The 21,118-nt window shown below is 64.4% G+C and carries 13 protein-coding genes and 1 pseudogene; 6 read left to right on the forward strand and 8 right to left on the reverse strand.

Going from position 1 to position 21,118, the window contains the following annotated elements; translation table 11 throughout:
- Positions 1-2,516: 2,516 nt before the first annotated feature.
- From B4F07_RS11310 to B4F07_RS11325, 4 genes and pseudogenes are all read right to left on the reverse strand, one after another.
- A pseudogene (locus B4F07_RS11310) lies at positions 2,517-3,594 on the reverse strand (glycosyltransferase family 4 protein).
- A complete protein-coding gene (locus tag B4F07_RS11315; protein WP_293703793.1) occupies positions 3,591-4,472 on the reverse strand; it encodes a UDP-2,3-diacylglucosamine diphosphatase in 882 nt (293 codons plus the stop codon). The pseudogene B4F07_RS11310 and the gene B4F07_RS11315 overlap by 4 nt, the downstream one beginning before the upstream one ends.
- 233 nt (positions 4,473-4,705) lie before the next feature.
- Positions 4,706-6,139 carry an aldehyde dehydrogenase family protein gene (locus B4F07_RS11320; protein WP_293703792.1) on the reverse strand — a complete coding sequence of 478 codons (1,434 nt, stop codon included), beginning with the start codon at positions 6,137-6,139 and terminating at the stop codon, positions 4,706-4,708.
- Between the two features lie 111 nt (positions 6,140-6,250).
- Complete coding sequence (locus B4F07_RS11325; protein WP_293703880.1) at positions 6,251-6,970, reverse strand: HAD family hydrolase; 720 nt, start codon at positions 6,968-6,970, stop codon at positions 6,251-6,253.
- Between the two features lie 89 nt (positions 6,971-7,059).
- Between B4F07_RS11325 and B4F07_RS11330 the strand changes: the two genes are divergently transcribed.
- From B4F07_RS11330 to B4F07_RS11350, 5 genes are all read left to right on the forward strand, one after another.
- Positions 7,060-8,166, forward strand: coding sequence for an ABC transporter permease (locus tag B4F07_RS11330; protein WP_293703882.1), 1,107 nt, complete (start codon positions 7,060-7,062; stop codon positions 8,164-8,166).
- A complete protein-coding gene (locus B4F07_RS11335; protein WP_293703884.1) occupies positions 8,166-9,020 on the forward strand; it encodes an ABC transporter ATP-binding protein in 855 nt (284 codons plus the stop codon). The genes B4F07_RS11330 and B4F07_RS11335 overlap by 1 nt, the downstream gene beginning before the upstream one ends.
- A gap of 9 nt (positions 9,021-9,029) precedes the next feature.
- Entirely contained in the window at positions 9,030-9,971 is a 942-nt protein-coding gene (locus B4F07_RS11340; protein WP_293703886.1) for an MlaD family protein, read from the forward strand.
- A gap of 8 nt (positions 9,972-9,979) precedes the next feature.
- Positions 9,980-10,579 (forward strand): ABC-type transport auxiliary lipoprotein family protein, encoded by a 600-nt coding sequence (locus B4F07_RS11345; protein WP_293703887.1) that lies wholly within the window; start codon positions 9,980-9,982, stop codon positions 10,577-10,579.
- A 250-nt stretch (positions 10,580-10,829) separates the two neighbouring features.
- Positions 10,830-11,465, forward strand: a complete 636-nt coding sequence (locus tag B4F07_RS11350; RefSeq protein ID WP_293703888.1) for a hypothetical protein — start codon at positions 10,830-10,832, stop codon at positions 11,463-11,465.
- A gap of 60 nt (positions 11,466-11,525) precedes the next feature.
- On the opposite strand, the gene pepN is transcribed toward B4F07_RS11350, so the two are convergent.
- Positions 11,526-14,123 (reverse strand): aminopeptidase N, encoded by a 2,598-nt coding sequence (gene pepN, locus B4F07_RS11355; RefSeq protein WP_293703889.1) that lies wholly within the window; start codon positions 14,121-14,123, stop codon positions 11,526-11,528.
- 46 nt (positions 14,124-14,169) lie between these two features.
- Here pepN and B4F07_RS11360 point away from each other — a divergent pair, with 46 nt between their 5' ends.
- The gene (locus tag B4F07_RS11360) at positions 14,170-14,961 is read left to right on the forward strand and encodes an SDR family NAD(P)-dependent oxidoreductase (RefSeq protein WP_293703891.1); all 792 of its coding nucleotides are present in this window, start codon (positions 14,170-14,172) and stop codon (positions 14,959-14,961) included.
- 104 nt (positions 14,962-15,065) lie between these two features.
- Here the strand turns inward: B4F07_RS11360 and B4F07_RS11365 are convergent, their stop codons facing one another.
- The 3 genes from B4F07_RS11365 to B4F07_RS11375 all read right to left on the reverse strand — a co-directional run bounded on the left by B4F07_RS11365 (position 15,066) and on the right by B4F07_RS11375 (position 21,057).
- The gene (locus tag B4F07_RS11365) at positions 15,066-16,358 is read right to left on the reverse strand and encodes a DUF445 domain-containing protein (protein WP_414711732.1); all 1,293 of its coding nucleotides are present in this window, start codon (positions 16,356-16,358) and stop codon (positions 15,066-15,068) included.
- Between the two features lie 63 nt (positions 16,359-16,421).
- Positions 16,422-19,838 carry an efflux RND transporter permease subunit gene (locus tag B4F07_RS11370; protein WP_293703892.1) on the reverse strand — a complete coding sequence of 1,139 codons (3,417 nt, stop codon included), beginning with the start codon at positions 19,836-19,838 and terminating at the stop codon, positions 16,422-16,424.
- Positions 19,839-19,875: 37 nt separating this feature from the next.
- Positions 19,876-21,057 (reverse strand): efflux RND transporter periplasmic adaptor subunit, encoded by a 1,182-nt coding sequence (locus B4F07_RS11375; RefSeq protein ID WP_293704061.1) that lies wholly within the window; start codon positions 21,055-21,057, stop codon positions 19,876-19,878.
- Between the last annotated feature and the right edge of the window lie 61 nt (positions 21,058-21,118).

Below are 21,118 nucleotides of genomic sequence, written 5' to 3' on the forward strand. Positions count from 1 at the left end.
GTTGGTGGAACTGCGATGGCTCCGACACATTGTTGCGACAATTGCGACATAAATGAACCGCCGACAAAGACGCGCGTCAGCCGGGGTTCAGTCCTGCGGCGCCAATAAGAAGCAAGAAAAAACAAAAGGCTCTCCCCCAATGACCTATGCCCACCTCTCTCTTTCCGCGCGCGCGATGTTGCTCACCGCCAGCGCCGCGCTCGCCTGGCCTGCCATGGCCGAAACCGACGCGATGCCCGTCAGCGCCGCGGTGGCCGCGGTTGCCGACCAGCCGGCGGCGCCAGTCGTCAGCGCGTCCAGTGATCCCGAAGATGATTATGACGACATCGACGGCGACGAAATTGTCGTGACCGCGCCGCGCCTTGCCGGGCAGCTGGAAACCGACATCAAGGCCGAGGCGGAGCTCGATGAGGCGGCGATCGCCAGCTATGGCGTGTCGAATGTGTCCGAACTGCTTGAGGCGCTCGCGCCGCAAACGCGCTCAGGCCGCGGGCGCGGCGGCGGGCGGCCGATCATCCTGGTCAACGGACGCCGGATCGGCGGCTTTGGCGAGGTGCGCAACCTGCCCCCCGAGGCGATCGCCAAGGTCGAGATCTTCCCCGAAGAAGTCGCACTGCAATATGGCTATTCGGCGGACGAGCGCGTCGTCAACATGGTGCTCAAGCCCAATTTCCGTCAGGTCGCGGTCGAGGCCGAGGGCGGCATTCCGACCCAGGGCGGGCGCTTCCAGAGCGAAGTCGAGGGCAGCTTTCTGGCCATCGGCGAGAATGGCCGCGTCAACATCAACGCGGGCTGGGAACAATCGACCATGCTCACCGAGGATGAGCGCGGGCTGGGCCCGTCGACGCGCAGCTTGCTGCCCGAAAGCGATACCTATCTGATCGACGCGACGATCCAGCGGAGCCTGGACAAGGTCACTGACGCCTCACTCAACGTGCGGCTGGACCAGACCGACAGCCTGTCGCTACTCGGCCCCGTGGTGTCAGGCGGCGATGTCCCGCTCGAACGCGACAGCCGCAGTCGTAACCTGACGACGACCGCCAGCGTCAACGGCATGCTCGGCGACTGGCGCTGGTCGCTGTCGGGCAATTATGGGGATGCCGATCAGCGCACCTTCACCGACCGGGTGACCGGCGCGCGCGACCGGTTCGACAGTAGCCAGCAAAGCTTTGGCGGCAGCGCCAACCTGTCGGGCACGGTGACCGAGGGTTGGGCCGGCCCGATCCGTCTGTCGATGACCGGCAGCTATTCGGGACTGCGCTTCGACAGTCAGTCCGAACGCTCGGGCCTGATCACGACCACCGACCTTGGGCGCGATACGCCCAGCGTGTTCGGGTCGCTGACCCTGCCGCTGCTCGATCCCGAATATGAAATCGGCAACATCGGCCGCGTTTCGCTGACGCTGAGCGGTCAGGTCGCCAATCCCAGCGATTTCGAAGCGCTCAAAAGCTGGGGCGCGAGCCTCAACTGGGGCGTCACCGACAATCTGTCGCTGCTCGCGAGCTTCAACAATGACGAGGCGGCGCCCGGAATCCAGCAGCTGGGTGCGGCGCCGCTGGTGACACCCGCGGTCACCTATTACGACTTTGCGACCGGGCAGACGGTGGAGATCACGACGACGACCGGCGGCAATCCCTTCCTGCTCGCCGAACAGCGCCGCGACCTGAAGCTCGGGCTGAACTGGGAAGTGCCGATGGTCGAAGGGCTGCGCCTGTCGGTCAATTACAACCGCAACAAGAGCAATGACACGTCGAACAGCCTGCCGCTGCTGACGCCCGAGATCGAAGCTGCGTTCCCCGACCGCGTGACGCGCGACGCCAACGGCGTACTGATTGCGCTCGACCAGCGACCGGTCAATTTCGATCAGGTCGAAAATTCGCAGATTCGCTGGGGGCTGAATTTCGGCAAGAGCTTTGGCCAGCAACAGCCGGGCGGTCCCGGCGCAGGCCGCCCCGGTGGCGGACGTCCTGACGGCGCTGGGGCGGGCGGCCCGCGCGCTGGTGGCGGTCCGCGCATGGGCGGTGGCGGTCGCGGTCGCGGTGGTCCCGGCGGAATGTTCGGCGGGCCGCAGGGCGGGCGCTGGCAGGTGTCGCTTTACCACACCTATAAGCTGACCGACAAAATCCTGATCCGCCCAGGCGTTCCCGAACTCGACCTGCTGGACGGGTCGGCGACCGGGAGTGGCGGCGGCAGTAACCGCCATCTGCTCGAACTCGACGGCGGGCTGTTCAACAAGGGGATGGGGGTCAGGCTCAGCGCCAAATATGACAGCGGCAGCACGGTCACCGGCGGCACTGCGGGTGACCTAAAATTCGGCGACCTCGCGACGTTCAACCTGCGTTTCTTCGTCGATCTGAACCAGAAGCCGAAACTGACCGAGAAACTGCCGTTCCTGAAAGGTTCGCGCGTGCGCCTCGCCATCGACAATCTTTTNNNGGGTTGGTGCCGCTGAACTATCAGCCCGGCTACATCGACCCGCTGGGCCGCTATATCGAGCTGGAGTGGCGCAAGACGTTTTAGGCTGTGAGCGGTTGCGTGCGAGGTGCAGTCTCGGGCGCGGCATCGGTCGGTACGAACGTCAGCGCGTTGGCAAACTGCGTTGTGCAACTGGCCCAGCTATATCGTGCACCAAGCGCCGCGGCATCGGCGCGGTCGCATGACAGTGCGGTGTCGATCGCGCGGCCCAGATCTTCGTCGAGCGCCCCGGCGCCCTCGCGGATGATGTCGCCGGGGCCGGGAACCGGGAACGCGGCGACCGGGGTGCCGCAGCTCAGCGCCTCGATGACGACCAGGCCGAAGGTGTCGGTGCGGCTGGGAAAGACGAAGACGTCGGCGCCTGCATAGGCTGACGCCAGCGCTTCGCCGCTGAGCTTGCCGAGGAACAGCGCGCCAGGATGCTGCGCCTTGAGCACGCCAAGCGCAGGGCCATCGCCGACGATGACTTTTGTCCCCGGGCGGTCGACATCCAGAAACGCGCCGATATTCTTCTCGACCGCGACGCGCCCGACGTAGAGCTGGATCGGCCGCGGCAGCTCGGCGTAGGCGGGGTGCGGGGCCCGGTCGGCGTGGAACAGGTCGTGGTCGACGCCGCGCTCCCACATCATCGTCTGGCCCAGCCCCTGTTCGGCGAGTTCGCGCGCCAGGCTGCGCGTCGCGACCATGATGTGCCGTGCCGGACGATGGAACCAGCGGATGAAGCGCCACACGAAGGCAGGGGAGAGCGGCAGCCGCGCCGCGACATNNGAGCGCCAGCCGCGCCGCGACATATTCGGGAAAGCGGGTGTGGTAGGCGGTGGTGAACGGAAAGCCGTGCTTCAGGCACCAGCGCCGCGCCGCCAGGCCCAGCGGGCCTTCGGTCGAGATATGGATCGCTTGTGGCGCAAAGGCGCGGATATGCCGTCCGACCCTGCGCCACCCGGCAAAGGCGAGGCGGATTTCGGGGTAGGAAGGGCAGGGGACCGAGCGAAAGACGTCGGGCGAAACGACGCCGACCTCATGCCCCGCCTTGCGCAGTTCGGCGACGGTCGCCTGCAGCGTGCGGACGACGCCGTTGACCTGTGGTTCCCATGCGTCGCTGACGATCAATATCCTCATGCAGCGCGCGCCGGGGCGGGGAGTTCCAGAACGGTCGGCACGGCGCGTGCCGCGACTTCCTCGGCCCAGTGCAAAATTTCCATCGTGCCGTCATGATTCTCGACCAGTGCGGTGCAGCCTTCGACCCAGTCGCCGTCATTGTAGTATTCGGTGCCCTCGATCTCGCGCATCTCGGCGCTGTGGATATGCCCGCACACCACGCCATCGACCCCGCGCGAGCGGGCGGCGTGGGCGACGACTTCTTCGTAACGGCCGATAAACTGGACGGCGTTCTTGACTTTGTGCTTGGCGACCATCGACAGCGACCAATAGGGCAGGCCGAACGCGCTGCGGATGCGGTTCACGACCACATTGCACTTCATCAGCGCGGTGTAGGCAGCGTCGCCGACGAAGGCGAGCCAGCGGTGCGCCAGCATCACCGCGTCGAACTCGTCGCCATGGACGACCAGCAGTTTGCGCCCATCGGCGGTTTCGTGGATCGCCTCGCGGCGGATTTCGACTCCGCCGAAATCGAAGCCATCAAACGGCTTGACCATCTCGTCATGGTTGCCGGGGACATAGACGACACGGGTGCCGCGCTTGGCGCGCTTCAATACGCGCCAGACGACGTCATTATGCTCGGGCGGCCAGAAATGGCGCTTCTTGAGCCGCCAGCCGTCGATGATGTCGCCGACCAAGTAGAGCGTCTCGCAATCGACATGGTCGAAAAAGTCGATCAGCATCGCAGCGTTACAGCCGCGAGTGCCGAGGTGAATGTCGCTGACCCACACTGCTCGGTAACTCCGCCGCTCGCCGATCAGGCGCTCGGGGACGTGCGGGTCGGTGGTGAAGGGATCGGGAAAACGCGCGGGGATGGGCAGGGTCGAAATCGTTGCCATGTCACACTCCGTAAACAGCCTTGGGCTGCTCACGGCCTAGACAGGAGTTTTGTGACACTGTGCGATTCAAAGTGGCGTCGGTTTGACGACGGTTAGGGGACGGATTTGTGACGGTGAGGCTCCCGATCCTCCCTGTGGCGAAGCCANNGGTGGAGGGGCAGCGACGGTAGTGTCATCGCCCCTCCGTCAGCGCTTCGCGCTGCCACCTCCCCATCGCTTCGCGACAGGGAGGATCAGGTCCGCCGGATCACCAAATTCCGGATCTCGCTCATATCTTCCATGGCGAAACGTACGCCCTCGCGGCCCAGCCCCGAATCTTTAACCCCCCCATAGGGCATATTGTCGACGCGGTAGCTCGACACGTCGTTGACGACGATGCCACCGACATCGAGATGATCCCAGGCCTCCAGCACCTTCTGGATGTCGCTGGTGAACAGCCCCGCCTGCAACCCGAACTTGCTGTCGTTGACCTCGGCCAGCGCGTCTTCCCATTTGGCGAATTTCGACAGCACCACAACCGGCCCAAACGCTTCTTCGACGACGACATCGCTGCCCGCCGGGACATTTTCCAGCAGCGCCGCCTCGAGCATATTGCCGTCGCACCCGCCGCCCGCGAGCAGGGTCGCGCCCGCGGCGACCGCATCGTCGATCCAGCCCTTCAGTCGCTGCGCTTCCTTGACCGAAATCATCGGGCCGATGAAGGTGTCGCGATGCTTGGGATCTCCCGATTTCAAGGCCTTGACCTTCACGGTGAGCATGCCGCGGAACTTGTCGTAAATGTCCTCGTGGATAATCACGCGCTGGACATGGATGCAGCTTTGCCCCGACTGATAATAGCCGCCAAAGATGATCCGCGCGAGCGCATGGTCGAGGTCGGCGTCCTTGTCGACCACCACCGCGGCGTTGCCGCCCAGTTCGAGTACGACCTTTTTCTTGCCCGCCTTCGCCTTCAGATCCCAACCCACGCCGGGTGAGCCGGTGAAGGACAGCAGTTTCAGCCGCTCGTCGGTGGTGAACAGGTCGGCCCCGGCGCGGCTGGCGGGCAGGATGCTGAACGCGCCCTCGGGCAGGATATCGCACTCCGCAAGTACCTCGCCCATGATGATTGCGCCGAGCGGGGTCAGCGACGCGGGTTTCATCACGAACGGACAGCCGATCGCAATCGCTGGCGCGATCTTGTGCGCGGCGAGGTTGAGCGGAAAGTTGAACGGCGAGATGAAGCTGCACGGGCCGATCGGCACGCGTTTCCACATCCCCATATAGCCCTTGGCGCGCGCCGAAATGTCGAGCGGCTGGACCTCGCCATAATTGCGGGTCGCTTCCTCGGCGGCGATGCGGAAGGTGTCGATCAGCCGGGTGACCTCGCCCTCGCTGTCGGCGATGGGCTTGCCCGCCTCGACGCACAGCGCATAGGCCAGCTCGTCGAACCGCTCCTGAAAGCGCTTCACGCAGTGCAGCAGCACGTCGCGCTTTTCGAAACTTGCCAGCCGCGCCATCGGTTCGGCGGCGCGGACGGCACCCGCGATCGCTTCGTCGATCACATCGGGGGTCGCCAGCGCGGTGCGGAACGCGACCTCACCGGTAAACTTGTCGGTCACCTCCAGATCGGTGTTCGGCTGCACCGCCTTGTTGTTGAGGTAGAGCGGATAGACGTCCTTGAGTTTCATTCGGCTTCTCCACCCCTCCCCTTCAGGGGAGGGGCCGGGGGTGGGGTGTCGAGGCATGGAGCAAGGCCGATAGGCCCCACCCCAACCCCTCCCCTGAAGGGGAGGGGCTAACTACTTCCGCGCCCGCCAATCAACAACCGACCACCCCATCTGCGGCGCCAGTTTCTTCAACCCCCGCGACGGCGTTGTCGCGACCGCTTCGTCGGCAAAGCGCAGCATCGGGTGGTCGGACACATGGTCCGAATAGGCGCGGATATGCGCGGCATCGCGGGTGATCGCGTTCGCCGCCATCCAGCCGTCAATGCGCGCGAACTTCGCGTCACCATAACAATTGTCGCCCGACAGCCGCGCGTGGATATGGTCGGCGCCGTCGGGCTCGTCGAGCTGCGTCGCCAGCACATCGTCGATGCCCAGCCGCTTGGCGATCGCGTCGACATACAGATGGAACGATGCGGTCGCGAGCACCAGCCGGTAGCCCGCTTCACGGTCGGCAGCGATCTGTTCGAGCGCGGCGGGATGCAGCCCACGCGCCACCACTTTATCAGCATAGCTTTCGGCCAACGGCGCAATTTCGGCGCGGGCAAAGCGCTGACCGACCAGCAGCCGCAGGTTGATCGCCTTCAACCGCGACCGGTCGATCAGACGAAGCGCATAGGCAACTCCCGCCAGCCCGACGAGCGGCAATAGCAGCAGACGCCATTGCTGCCGCCGCCGCGCAACATGGATCAAGAACCCGCTGTAAGTCCCTGATCGGGTTATCGTCCGGTCCATGTCATACATCGCCACGCGATGCGCATAGTCGGGCGGCGGGGCGATCGGCGGTGTTTCCATCCCCCGATCATAGAAGCGCGCCGCGTCCGGGCCAAGGGGGCGGGATTAACTTGCCGTGGTCGGGCAAATAAGACAATGTCCTCCGCACGATGGTGGCCAGAGCGGATTTCGAACAGAGCGAGGGTGCGGGTGGCACCGACATCCGCTTCACCGGTCGGCTGACGCTGGCCCGGCTCGGCGATTTGCCGACGCGGCTCGACGCGCTCGGCCCGATCGCGACGCTCGACCTGTCGGCGCTCGAACGGATCGACACCGTTGGCGCGTGGATCGTGACCCGCACCGTCAAGGAACATGGCGCCAAAGTCATCGGCGCCAGCCCCGAAGCGCAGCGGCTGCTCGATGCGCTGGCCAGCGACAAGAGCGAATATCGCGTCCACCGCGACCGCCGCCCGCCGCTCACCCGTATGCTCGAACAGGTCGGCACCGCCAGCGTCGGCGTGTGGAACGAACTGCTTGGCATTGTCGGCTTTTTTGGCGCGATGATCATGGCGCTCGGTACGCAGCTGCGCGCGCGGCGGCGGCTGCGCTGGCACGCGATTGTGACCCGGTTCCAGACCGTGGGCCTCGATGCGCTGCCGATCATCGGCCTGATGACCTTCCTGATCGGCATTGTGGTCGCGCAGCAAGGCGCAGTGCAGTTGCGCCAGTTCGGCCTCGAAGTATTCACCGTCAACCTGGTCGGCCGCGCGTCGATTCGCGAGCTAGGCCTGCTGATGACCGCGATCATGGTCGCGGGCCGCTCGGGTTCGGCGTTTGCGGCGCAGATCGGCACGATGAAGCTGACCGAAGAAATCGACGCGATGCGCACGATCGGCGTCTCGCCGATGGAAGCAATTGTATTGCCGCGTGTTGCCGCCGCGACGATCCTGATGCCGCTGCTCGGCTTTTACGCCAGCATTTGCGCGATCATCGGCGGCGGGGTGTTCTGCTGGATCGGGCTCGACATTCCGCCCGTCACCTATGTCCAGCTGCTGCGCGACATTATCCCGATGACCGATTTCTGGGCGATGCTGATCAAGGCACCGGTGTTCGGCATATTGATCGGCGTGACCGGCTGTTACGAAGGCATGCAGGTGCGCCAGAATGCCGAGGAAGTGGGCAAACGCACCACCTCGGCCGTTGTCGCCGCGATCTTCTTGGTCATCGTGCTCGACGCGATGTTCGCCGTCTTCTTCTCGTCGATCGGATGGAATTGATGAGCGACGCACTCGACGATCAGGTTGCCGAAGAGCTTGCCGCCGCCGACGCGGTGCGGCCCGAAGAGTTTGAACATGCGATCTGCATCCGCGGCCTCGTCAACCAATTCGGCGACACCATCATTCACGACCATCTCGACCTCGACGTGCGGTCGGGCGAAATCCTCGGCGTCGTCGGCGGTTCGGGCACCGGCAAATCGGTGCTCATGCGTTCGATCATCGGCCTGCAGACCCCGACGTCGGGCGAGATCGAGGTGTATGGCAAGACGCTCGACACCATCTCCGACGAAGAAGAGTCGCGCGATCTCCGCCGCCGCTGGGGCGTGATGTTCCAGGGCGGAGCCTTGTTTTCGACGCTGAGCGTCGCCGAAAACATCCAGGTGCCGCTGCGCGAATTTTATCCGCGCACCGACCAGAAATTGCTCGACGAGATCGCCGCGTACAAGGTCGCGATGGTCGGCCTGCCCCCCGATGCCGGGCCGAAATATCCCGCCGAGCTGTCGGGCGGCATGGTCAAGCGCGCGGGCCTCGCGCGCTCGCTGGCGCTCGATCCCGCGCTGCTGTTTCTCGACGAGCCGACCGCGGGGCTCGATCCGATCGGCGCCGCCAAGTTCGACGAGCTCATCCGCGAGCTGGCCGACACCATGGGGCTCACCGTTTTCCTGATCACCCACGATCTCGACTCGCTCTACGCCACCTGCGACCGCGTTGCGGTGCTCGCCGAAAAGAAGGTGATCGCGGTCGGCACCATCCCGGAACTGCTTGCCACCGAGCATCCGTGGATACAGGATTATTTCAACGGACCGCGAGGCCGCGCTGCGGCAAGCGGGAACCAAACCGCGAAGCGGCGATAGGAAAAGCTGATGGAAACTCGCTCAAACAACGTCCTCGTCGGCGCTTTCGTCCTGTTCTTTACCGCGGCGCTCGCCTTTTTCATCGTCTGGCTGGCCAATGACAGCGGCGGGGAGAAGCGGGAATATGACGTTTTCTTCAAGCAATCGGTGGATGGGCTGAACAAGGGGTCGGCGGTGCAATTCTCCGGCGTACCCGCCGGGCAGGTGCGCGAAATCGCGCTCTGGCCCGATGACCCGCAGTTTGTCCGCGTCCGCATAGAGGTGAACGAGGGCGTCCCCGTACTGCAAGGCACGACTGCGGCGATTGAGGGCGTCGGCTTTACCGGCGTCTCGCAGATTTCGCTCGATGGCGCGGTCAAGGACGCGCCGCCGATTACCGACAAGGGACCGGCGGGCAAGCCGGTCATCCCGACCCGCGTCGGCGGGCTCGGCGAACTGCTGAACACCGCGCCGCAGCTCCTCCAGCGCCTGTCGACCCTGACCGAACGATTGGCCGAGCTGGCCGACGATGAAAATCAGGCGAGCATGCGCGGCATTTTGAACAATGTCGAAGCCTCGACCGCGATCCTGGCGCGCAACGGCCCCGCCATCGAACGCGCGCTTGCCGACACGCGCATCGCGATCCAGCAGACCGGGGTCGCCGCCGAACAGATCGGCAATCTCGCCGCCGCAACACAGGGGACGATTGACCGCAATGTCGATCCCGCGATGCGGAACCTGCGCGATACGCTGGCCTCGGCGAATGAATCGATGAAAACGCTGGAGGGCGCGATCGCTGACGCGCGGCCCGGCCTGCAAACCTTCAGCCAGACGACGATCCCCGAAGCCAATGCGCTGATCCGCGATCTGCGCCGCACCTCGGCCTCGCTGTCCAGCCTGACCGACAAGCTCGACCAGCAAGGCGCCGGCGCCGTGCTGGGCGGCAGCAAGCTGCCCGATTACAAGAAATGAGGACGATCATGATCCGCCATCTCCGCACCCCGCTGCTCGTCGCTGTCGCCGCCGTCTCGCTGTCGGCGTGCGTCGGTCTGGGCGGCAAGACCCCGCCCTTCCTGCTGACGCTTGACGCCGCCGCCGCACCATCAGCGGGCGCAGCGCGCACCGCCGCCGACGCCTCGACGCTGACGATCCTGATCCCGACTGCACCGCAGAAACTGCGCACCACGCGCATCCCGGTTCAGCAGGACAATAGCAGCGTCACCTACGTCAAGGACGCGCAATGGGTCGAAGCGCCGCAGCGCCTGTTCCAGCGGCTGGTGTCCGAAACCGTCTCCGCCAGCACATCGCGCGTCGTGCTCGACGAGGGCCAATATCTGACCGCGCCCGGCGAACAGCTCGCGGGCCAGCTGATGGAATTCGGCGTCGATGCGCGGACCGGCGAAGCCGTCGTCGTCTATCAGGCGATGTTAGTATCCGCGGGCGGCAAGACCGTTAGCCAGCGCCGCTTCGAAGCGCGCGAGGCCATCGGCGGCGAGGTCGAGGCGAAGCTGGTCGGCGAAGCGCTGACGCGCGCGGCGAACAAGGTGGCGGGTGACGTTACGGGTTGGTTGGGAGGCTGAGCGCTGCGCTTTAAATGGCCGGTAGCGGTCAGAAGCTGTAGTAATTTACATCGTCATCCCGGACTTGATCCGGGATCCATGCGCCCTTTCATCAGCGGGCGGTGAATGGCCTCATGGACCCCGGATCAAGTCCGGGGTGACGAATCCATGAGGGCCGCTCACGGCCCCATAGCCGTAGTCGGGCATGCTTGGTTGACTGCCTGCCTTAACTGGCAACTTTCGGCTCGGCGGGCGTCCCGAGGATTAAAAAATGCATGTATTCTGCAATCTTGAAGATACTGACGACGGCCTGCCGCCCTTGTGCGACATGACTTTTGAGGTGGTCGAAAAATCGTTTGATGAGGGAACATCCACTTGGCGGTTAACCCTGCGTGCCCGTGCTACTCCATATGAGCCCGTCGGCTTTGCTGTCGACATCCCGATGATCGGTTGGAAAGAGCAAATCGATGGCGAAGAAGATGACGCCTTCCATAGCTTCTGGGGGCCGGTGACCCTCAGAACATTGGGTCATGAAAGCGACAGGCTGTTGGCTCTTTTGGCTGACTATTACGGGATTCCATCATCATCGAACAAACGCCTTGGCTGGCCATTTAAGCCTTTCCAATCTCGCGACAGCCTGTTGAGCAAGGGATGGATTTTTCCTCAAAGGGTCAACTGCCTCGGTGTAGGCATCCAATCAGACCCTACGCTCATTGCTGACCATCCGGTGCATTTGAAACTATTCTTCGATGATGGGGAGGAAGATGGTCACTACGCCGAAGTTTTCTTGGATGTCGATTTGCCTCAGGGACTTTGCGGCTTGAACGAAAAAGATGAGGAATACAGGCCAGCCTTAATTCATTGGCTGTCTTTGCCGGGAATCGTCAATGCCAACCCGCATAGCTGAGCGGGGCCCCATTTTGTGCGGTAGCAGCCATTCAACTCCCCACCCCAGCGCAGCCCTTGCCTACCCCAGCAAACTCTTGCTCGCCTGCTCGGTGACATCGCGCGACAGCCCCGGCTGCGCCAATATCCGCTCCAGCTCGGCCTTCATCATCGCGGCGCGTGCATCGTCGAAGCGTTTCCAGCGGCCGAGCGGGGGAATCATCCGCGCCGATGTTTGCGGGTTTTTGGGGTCGAGCGCGATCACCAGATCGGCGATCAGCCGGTATCCCGCGCCATCGGCCTGATGAAACGCCGCCTGATTGCCCGACAGCGCGCCGTAGAGCGACCGCACCCGGTTGGGGTTGGCCAAGGTGAAGTCGGCGTGCTGCGCCAGTTCCTTCACCGCATCGACCGTATCGGCACGCAGCGACCACGCCTGCACCTGAAACCATTTGTCGAGCACGAGCGGATTGTCGCGGTAACGCTGGTAGAAGATGTCGAGCGCCGCGACGCGCTCGTCGCTGTCGCCATGCGCCAGCGTCGCCAGCGCCGCTTGCCGCTCGGTCATGCCGTCGGCGTCGGAGAAAATCCGGAACGCCAGCGCCGGCACCTCGTCCATCGCCGTCGCCGCCAAATAGGCCAAGGCTACACCGCGCAGGCGGCGGCCGCCCTTGGCCTTGCGCGACAGGTCGGTCGCGGCCGGTGCCTTACTATCCAGGATCGCGCGCCACTGGTTTTCCAGCGCGGTGCCGATCGCGGCCTGCAACGTCAGCCGTTCGCGGCGGATCGCGTCGGGATCGACCGTCACCATCTGGTCGCCGACAAAGGCTTCGCTCGGCAGCAGCACCGCCCCGGCGACGAACGCAGGGTCGGTCGCTGCGCCCGCCAGCGTCTGGCCGATCGCATCGATCACCGCCTGTTGGCCCCGCGCCCCACCCGACACCGCGGCAACCAGCGTGTCGAGCATCAGTTGCTGCAAAGCTTCGTAGCGCGCAAACGGATCGTCGTCGTTCGCGGCGAGCCACGCCAGTTCGCCGTCTTCGCGCGCGAAATCGACGATGACCGGTGCCGAAAAGCCACGATTGAGCGACAGCATCGGGCGGCTGTCCCCAGCGCCCAGCGGCACCGCCATATCGGCACTGTCGAGCAGCACCAGTTGCTCGGCCGCGGCGTCACCGCCGTCGCGGTCGAACGCCTTGATCCGCAGCGGGATGAGCATGGGCTGCTTGTCGGGCTGACCCGGGGTTGCCGGAACGCTTTGCGCCAGGTGCAGGGTGCGTTCCCCCGTCGCCGCATCGGTGTCGATCCGCGCGGTGACCCGCGGCGTCCCGGCCTGGCTGTACCACAAGCGGAATTGCGTCAAATCAATCCCAGCCCCCTCCTCTATCGCCCGGACAAAATCCTCACACGTCGCGGCCTCGCCATCGTGGCGATCGAAATAGAGGTCGGTGCCTTTGCGGAAGCGTTCGGCGCCGACCATCGTCGCCATCATGCGGATGATCTCGGCGCCCTTGTTATAGATGGTGGCGGTGTAGAAGTTCGAGATTTCCTGAAAGCTGTCGGGACGGATCGGATGCGCGAGCGGCCCCGCATCCTCGGGGAATTGCGCCGCGCGGAGCAGACGAACATCCTCGATCCGTTTGACCGCGGGCGACCCCATATCGGCCGAAAAACATTGGTCGCGATAAACGGTGAAGCCTTCTTTCAGCGACAGCTGGAACCAGTCGCGGCAGGTGACGCGGTTGCCCGACCAGTTGTGGAAATATTCATGCGCGACGACGCCCTCGACCCCGTCATAATCGACGTCGGTCGCGGTGTCGGGATCGGCCAGGATGTAGCGGGTGTTGAAGATGTTCAGCCCCTTGTTCTCCATCGCCCCCATGTTGAAATCGCTGACCGCGACGATGTTGAACAGATCGAGGTCATATTCGCGGCCATAGACGCGCTCGTCCCACGCCATGCTGTCCTTCAGCGCCTGCATCGCGTGGCCCGTGCGATCGAGATCGCCGTCGCGAACCCATATGCCGAGTTCGACCTTGCGCCCCGACATGGTCGTGAAGCTGTCGCGGTTGACCACCAGATCGCCCGCGACAAGCGCGAACAAATAGCTCGGCTTCGGCCAGGGATCTTCCCACAGCGCCCAGTGATTGCCCCCCGCGCCGTCGCCCTTGGCGATACAGTTGCCATTCGACAGCAGGATCGGGAACGCCGCCTTGTCGCCCTCCATCCGCACCTTGTACCGGCTGAGCACATCGGGGCGGTCGGGGTGAAAGGTGATGCGGCGGAACCCCTCGGCCTCGCACTGGGTGCAGAGCATGCCGTTCGACGCATAGAGCCCCATCAACTGGGTGTTCGCCGCGGGGTGGATCAGCGTGTCGATCTCGACCGTCGCCGAAGTGCGCTCGCCCAAATCGACGATCAGGTCGGCGCCGTCCATGCGCCAATCGTTCCACACTTCACCATCGACACGCACCGCCGCCGGGGTCAGCCCATCGCCGCGCAGCACCAAGGGGACAGCCGTATCCGTCTGGCGCACGACCGACAGCGCCGCGGCGACGCGCGTCGCTTCGACCGCCAAGGCGAAATCGAGCGCGACGTCGGGCACCTGCCAGTCGGGCGGGCGATAATCGCCGCGGTGGATGGTGACGGGAATGGCGGGGGTGGAAGAGGCGTCGGTCATGTTTCGGGTCTAGGCGCGGGGCGCGAGCCGCGCAATAAGGCGGACGATGGGACAGATGCTGATTTTCGGGCTGGGCTATGCCGCGAGCCACCTTGCGGCCCGGTTGCGCGCGCGCGGATGGGATGTGGTCGGGACGACGCAAGACGGGCGCGAGGGCAGCCTTGCGTTTGGTGACGAGGGCGCGGTGCTCGCGGCACTGCGGTCGGCGACGCATCTCCTGTCGTCGGTGCCGCCCGTCGCCGGCGCAGATCCGGTGCTGGGGCGCTATGGTGATGCACTCGCGCTGGCGCCCGCAACATGGGTCGGCTACTTGTCCTCGACCGGCGTCTATGGCGACGCGGGCGGCGCGTGGGTTGATGAAAGCGCACCGGTCAGGGGGCGCCGCGCCGACCGCAATGTCGCAGACGCGGCGTGGCAAGCATTGCGCGGCGATGTCTCGGTCTTCCGCCTCCCCGGCATCTATGGCCCCGGCCGCTCGATCCTCGACCGCATCAGCAAAGGCCGCGCGCACCGGATCGCCCTGCCCGATCAGGTGTTCAGCCGCGTTCATGTTGACGACATTGCGGGCGGGGTGATCGCGTCGTTCAGGGGACCGCCGGGGGTCTATAATCTGGCCGATGACGAGCCGTGCCATCAGAACCGGCTGGTCGAATGGGGTTGCGCGATGCTGGCGGCGCCGCTGCCGCCGTTGCAAACGCTGGACGAGGCAGGGCTATCGTCAGCGGCGCGCGCCTTCTACGCCGAGAACCGCCGGGTCGCGAATGGCAAGGCGAAGAGGTTGCTGAGCTGGACGCCGCGCTTTCCGACGTATCGCGAGGGGTTGGCGGCGTGTCGCTGACGCCCCGGTAAGTCGTCATTGCGAGCGAAGCGAAGCAATCCAGAGCGGTTTATGCTACGCTGGATTGCCGCGTCGCTTTGTTCCTCGCAATGACGGCTGTTAGCTCAGATCAACACATCCACCGTGTGGATCAACACGCCCACCAGTCCACCGACCAGCGTCCCGTTGATGCGGATATACTGCAGGTCGTCGCCAACCGCGCTTTCCAGCCGGTCGGAGATCGTCTTGGCATCCCAGCCGCGGATCGTGTCGGACACCAGTTTCAGCGCGGTTTCGCCATAGCTGTCGACCATGCCGACGACGGCGCGGCGCGCGTAGCGGTTGAGCGTGCGCTTGATATGGGCATCCTCGCCCAGCATCGCGCCGAATTGCGTCACCAGTTCGCCGATCCGGCCCGCCAGCATGGTGTCGGGATTCCGCGCCGCCTTGAGCAGCGCGCCGCGTCCCTGTTCCCACAAGCCGTCAAGCCAGCGCTTGACCGCCTTGTTTTCGAGCAGCTCGTCGCGGACCTTGGCGACCTTGGCCTGCACCGCGGCATCATGTTGCAGGTCGAGCGCCATCTTCGCCAACCCCTCCTCGACCCGGATGCGCAGCGGGTGGGTCTCATCGACCGCCATTTCGCTGAGCAGCTTCGATAGCCCGGCGACGATGCGCTTGGAAATGCTTTCGTCGAGTCCGGTGAAACGCACAATGGCGTTCGAATTGTCGTGCACCATCTGGTGGATCAGATGCTCGTTGAGTTCGAGCGTCTTCGACCCCCATTTGACCATCGCATCCAGCAACGGCTGGTGCCGTCCCTCGGCCAGCGCGGCCTGCAACGCCTGCCCCAGTAGCGGCGCGACATCCAGCTCGCGCAGGCGATCGGCGATGGCCGATTTGACCATCCCGCCTAGGCGCTGTTGATCCAGCGCACCCAGCGCGTCGGCGATGATCCGCGAGGCGCCGAGCTTCAGCCGTCCGCCGCCTTCTGCCGGCTGCGACAAAAACGCCCCCACCGCGCCCGCGACATCGAGCGTCTGCATCTTGCGCGCGATCAGGCGCGGCAGCAGAAAGTTGGTCAGCAGGAAACGCGCCAACGTGTCGCCGATACGGTTCTTGTTGCGCGGGACGATCGCTGTGTGCGGGATCGGCAACCCCATCGGGTGACGGAACAGCGCCGTGACCGCGAACCAGTCGGCCAGCCCGCCAACCATCGCGGCCTCGGCAAAGGCGCGGACAAAGCCCACTGCAGGATGGACATCCTGATAAAATTTGGCGGTAACGAACACCAGCGCCATCGCCACCAGCATACCGGTGGCAACGACACGGATGTTCAAACCGCCGGTCGGAACGGCAACGCCCACCCGCAGGGGGTGGGCGCTTCCGGTTTCATCCGGGGTCGAAATTTTGTCCATCATCCGCCTAAAATGGCGAAGCGCCGCAAAAGTTGCAACCGACGCAGCACATTCGGCCGCGCCCGATCACTCGGCCGGTTGCGGCGCAGGCACACCATGCGGTTTGGTATCGTCGCCTTCTTCATAGGTGAGCAGATTGCGGGAGAAGAAGCGGCCGAGCCGTTTTTCAATGCTGTCCGCCAGACTGAAGCCCGCCGGGACGATCAGCAGCGTCAGCAGCGTCGACAGGATCAGGCCGCCGATCACGACAACACCCATCGGGGCGCGCCACGCGCCGTCGCCCGACAGCGACAATGCGGTGGGCACCATGCCCGCGACCATGGCGACTGTGGTCATCACGATCGGCTGCGCACGCTTGCGCCCGGCATCCAGCAAAGCCTCCATCTTGCCGACGCCATGGTCCATTTCCTCGATTGCAAAATCGACGAGCAGGATCGAGTTTTTGGCCACGATACCAAGCAGCATCAGCAAGCCGATATAGACCGGCATCGAAATTTCCATGCCGGCAATCGCAAGGCCGAGCAGCCCGCCAAGCGGCGCGAGCAGCAGCGAGGACATATTCACCAGCGGCGACAGGAAGCGGCGATAAAGCAGGACCAGCGTCGCAAAGACGAGCAGCAACCCCGACACCACAGCGATGATGAAGTTGTTGATCAGTTCGGCCTGCCACTTGGCATCGCCCTGCACCACCCTGCGGATACCCTGCGGCATATTCTTGACCGCAGGCAGTGCGTCGATCTTTTTCTGCGCTTCGCCGGTGACCAGCCCCGGCGCCAAGTCGGCGCCGATCACGATGCGCCGCGTTTGGTTATAGCGGCGCAATTCGGTCGGCCCCGCGCCGAACCCGATCTCGGCCACCGACTTCAGCGGTACGGTGCCGCCGCGCGAGGTTGGCACCGGCAGATTTTCGATCGTCGCCAGACTGCGCCGCGAATCTTCGGACAACAGCACCCGGATCGGGATCTGGCGATCGGACAGCGAGAATTTCGCGGCATTCTGGTCGATATCGCCCAAGGTCGCGATACGGATCGTCTGGCTGAGCGCCGCGGTGGTCACGCCGAGTTCGGCGGCTAGGTCCATGCGCGGATTGACGATGATTTCGGGACGCGGAATGTCGCCCTCGATACGCGGTGCGCGCAATTCCTTTACCCCGCCCATCTGGGTGACGATGGTGCGCGCGTGTTTTTCCAGCGCCACCGGATCGTCGCCGCCGATGACCATCGTGATGTCGCGGCCCGAAAAGCCGCCCGATTGGCTTTGGAACGACACCCGCGCGTCGGGGATCGCCGCCAGTTTCGGTTGCAGGTTGCGTTCCCAATCGACGCTGCTGATCTCGCGCTCCTTCTTGAGCGTGATGAAACCATTGCCGCCGCCGACATTGACGTCGTAAAATGCGGTTTGAACCTCGGGGCTGTTGTCGAGGATATCCCCAATCTGCCGCACGATATTCTCGCTTTGCGCCAGCGTCGAGCCCGGCGGCAATTCGTAGCGCACCTGGCTGTAATCGCTGTTCGTCGTCGGCTGGAACTGTTGCGGCAGCACCATGAACAGGCCGATGCTGGACAGGAAAGCGAACAGCCCGATACCGACAATCCAGACCCGATGATCATGCAGGCGCGCCCAGGCACGCTGGACCATGAACTTTGCCCAATGGGTGAACGCCCATTGGCGCATCCCCATCGCATAGGCGATTGCACCGATCAGGATAGCGAGCAGGCTGGCTACCAGAAAGGTGACGATTGCCATGGACGGCGTCAGAACGAGAAAATGAATCGCCGGGTTCGGGCCATCCTGTCCGGCGGCCACCGGCTGGAAAAAGGTGATGGTCGAATATACGACATAAAGGCCCGCCAGTACGAGCGGGACCGCCAGATAGGCGATCTTGGTCCGCGTACCCTCATAGCGCGCCCGCACCGCCTGCTGCTTCCGGCTGTCGAGCGTCCACGCCAGCAGCCGCTCATAGCGATCGACCCACGGCCCCGCCGCATGTTCCTGTTCGCCCTGCGCCGACAGGAAATAGGCAGCGATCATCGGCGTGATCATGCGCGCGACGGCCAGGCTGACGAGCACGGCAAAGACGACGGTCATCCCGAACTGGATAAAGAACTGGCCCGAAATGCCGGGCATCAACGCGACCGGCAGGAACACCGCAACAATCGACATCGTCGTCGCCACCACCGCGAGTCCGATTTCATCGGCGGCGTCGATCGACGCCTGATAGGCGGTTTTGCCCATGCGCATATGCCGCACGATATTTTCGATCTCGACGATCGCGTCGTCGACGAGCACCCCGGCCACGAGGCTGAGCGCGAGCAGCGACAGGCTGTTCAGCGAAAAGCCCATCAGGTCCATGAACCAAAAGGTCGGGATCGCCGACAGCGGGATCGCGAGCGCCGAAATCAGCGTCGCGCGCCAGTCACGCAGGAACAGGAACACGACGAAAACCGCCAGCACGGCGCCCTCGCCCATCGCCAGCATCGAGCTGCGATATTGTTCCTTGGTATATTCGGTGCGCGTGAACAGGATCTTGAAATCGACCTTGGGATTGGCCTTTTTGATCTCGGCCAGCTTCTTCATCGTCTCGTCATGGACGGTGACGTCCGACGCGCCTTTCGCCTTTTCGATCGAGAAGCTGAGCACCTGGCGGCCCTTGATCTTCGCCAGGTTGCGCTGTTCGGCATAACCGTCGGTGACCTTCGCCACGTCGGACAGGCGCACGGTGCGACCGTTACCGATCGACAGGCGCGTGTCGCCCAATTCGAACGCGTTGGCGGCGTTGCCCAGAACGCGCACCGCTTGTTCGGACCCGGCGATTTCGGTGCGACCGCCCGCTGCGTTGACATTGGTCTGGCGCAGTTGCTGGTTCACCTGGCTGGCGGTGAGGCCATAGCTTTGCATGCGCGCGGGATCGAGGATGACGCGGATTTCGCGATCGACGCCGCCCGAACGGCGCACCTGGCTCATACCCGGGATCGACAGCAGCTCTTTCGCGACGCTGTTATCGACATACCATGACAGCTGTTCCAGCGTCATGTCCGATGCCTCGACCGCAAAATAGGTGATCGGGCCGCCGGCAATATCGACGCGCACGACTTGCGGCTCCAATATGCCATCGGGCAGGTCGCTGCGGATCTGCTGAACCGCCTGATTGACATCGTTGTAAGCGCGGTCGATCGGGGTACCAATCGCAAACTGGACGAATGTGCGGCTGTTCCCTTCCCCCACATAAGATGACATCTCGTCAACGCCGCTGACGCCGCGGATCGCCGCTTCGACGCGCTGGGTGACCTGTGTTTCCAGCTCCGACGGCGCCGCGCCCGGCTGCGAGACGATCACCTGCACGGCCGGAAATTCGACGTCAGGCTGATCGTTGACGTCCATCCGGTTGAAACTGACGATCCCCGCCAACAGCAACAGGACGAACATGACGATCGGCGGCACCGGATTGCGGATGCACCAGGCGGAGATGTTGCGAAAGCTCATGATTCAAACGCCTTTTGCGCGCACGCGGTCGGGAGAATTATTGCGACGATTTCTGGATCACCGGCTTCACCTTGTCGCCGACGTTCAGAAACGCCCCGGCCAGCACGACCACCCGTTCGGTGCCGTTGAGGCCCGAGGCAATCGACACGCCGCTGTCGGTGACGGTGCCAACCTTGACCGGTTTGCGCTGGATCATGTTCTTGTTGTCGACGACCAGGACATAATTGCCTTCAGGACCGCTCTGTACCGCGCTTTCGGGCAGCAACGGAGCTTCTTCGGTACCCGACACCAGCCGCGCGTCGGCGAAGCCGCCGGGGCGCAGCGCCGCGCTGTACGGCACCGCAATGCGGACCATGCCCTGGCGCGTGTTGGGATCGATCACCGGCGACACCTGCCACACTTGTCCGTCGATATTCAGATTGCTGCCGACCGGGGTGATCGTCGCACGGGTACCGACGCGCACGCGTTGCAGATCGGCTTCGGCCATCTGCGCCATCAATTCCATCTCGCCGCCGCGCGCCATGCGGAAAAGCACGCCGCTGCCGGCGCTGACGATCTGGCCTGTTTCGACCTGCCGCGTCAGCACCAGTCCCGCCGCGGGAGCGACGATATTGAGGCGGCCGTTGCGCGCCTGCGCCTCGGCATATTGCGCCTGTGCCACGCGGACGCGCGCATTCGCAGCATCACGGGTTGCGCGCTTGCGGTCCATGTCCGCTTTCGAAATAAAGCCGCGGGCGACCAGCGCATCGGCGCGGGTCAGTTCGGCCTGCGCCAGATCGGCATCGGCCTGCGCAACGCGGATCGAGGCGGCAAGGCTGGCGGCCTGCTGAGTCTGAACCGCGCGATCGATGATCGCGAGCGGCTGCCCGGCACCGACCCATTGGCCGGGCTCGACCAGCACGCGGACGACCTGGCCGCCTTCGCCAGCGACGCCAACCGGCATTTCGCGGCGGGCGGCGATCGTGCCGTTGGTCGAAATCGTCGCCTGCACCGACTGACGGCCGGGGATCATCACGGTGATGCTCGGCACCGCCGCCGCACCCTCGCCGCCCGCCGCACCGCCAGCGCCCGCGGCGCCGTCTTTGCTCGAACTGAACGCGTACCACGCCGCTGCCAGTGCCAGTGCGATCAGCACCAATGCGATGATCAGCCGCGTCCGCTTGCGGCGGCTGTCCGCCTCGTCATAATAGCTCTGGGTCGAACCCGCGAGGCTGTCCATCGCATCCACTTTCCGCTCGAAATTCACGCCTATTCCTCCCTGCCTCCAGCGGCATCCGATG

Source organism: Sphingopyxis sp. UBA6723, assembly GCF_002454115.1.
Taxonomy (GTDB): Bacteria; Pseudomonadota; Alphaproteobacteria; order Sphingomonadales; family Sphingomonadaceae; genus Sphingopyxis.

Bases quoted from the DNA above. Each gene is read 5' to 3' on its own strand.
- B4F07_RS11315 (WP_293703793.1), bottom strand. From the start codon at position 4,472: ATGGCAACGATTTCGACCCTGCCCATCCCCGCGCGTTTTCCCGATCCC.
- pepN (WP_293703889.1), bottom strand. From the start codon at position 14,123: ATGACCGACGCCTCTTCCACCCCCGCCATTCCCGTCACCATCCACCGC.
- B4F07_RS11335 (WP_293703884.1), top strand. From the start codon at position 8,166: ATGAGCGACGCACTCGACGATCAGGTTGCCGAAGAGCTTGCCGCCGCC.
- B4F07_RS11330 (WP_293703882.1), top strand. From the start codon at position 7,060: ATGGTGGCCAGAGCGGATTTCGAACAGAGCGAGGGTGCGGGTGGCACC.
- B4F07_RS11375 (WP_293704061.1), bottom strand. From the start codon at position 21,057: ATGGACAGCCTCGCGGGTTCGACCCAGAGCTATTATGACGAGGCGGAC.
- B4F07_RS11370 (WP_293703892.1), bottom strand. From the start codon at position 19,838: ATGAGCTTTCGCAACATCTCCGCCTGGTGCATCCGCAATCCGGTGCCG.
- B4F07_RS11320 (WP_293703792.1), bottom strand. From the start codon at position 6,139: ATGAAACTCAAGGACGTCTATCCGCTCTACCTCAACAACAAGGCGGTG.
- B4F07_RS11350 (WP_293703888.1), top strand. From the start codon at position 10,830: ATGCATGTATTCTGCAATCTTGAAGATACTGACGACGGCCTGCCGCCC.
- B4F07_RS11325 (WP_293703880.1), bottom strand. From the start codon at position 6,970: ATGGAAACACCGCCGATCGCCCCGCCGCCCGACTATGCGCATCGCGTG.
- B4F07_RS11360 (WP_293703891.1), top strand. From the start codon at position 14,170: ATGGGACAGATGCTGATTTTCGGGCTGGGCTATGCCGCGAGCCACCTT.
- B4F07_RS11340 (WP_293703886.1), top strand. From the start codon at position 9,030: ATGGAAACTCGCTCAAACAACGTCCTCGTCGGCGCTTTCGTCCTGTTC.
- B4F07_RS11345 (WP_293703887.1), top strand. From the start codon at position 9,980: ATGATCCGCCATCTCCGCACCCCGCTGCTCGTCGCTGTCGCCGCCGTC.
- B4F07_RS11365 (WP_414711732.1), bottom strand. From the start codon at position 16,358: ATGATGGACAAAATTTCGACCCCGGATGAAACCGGAAGCGCCCACCCC.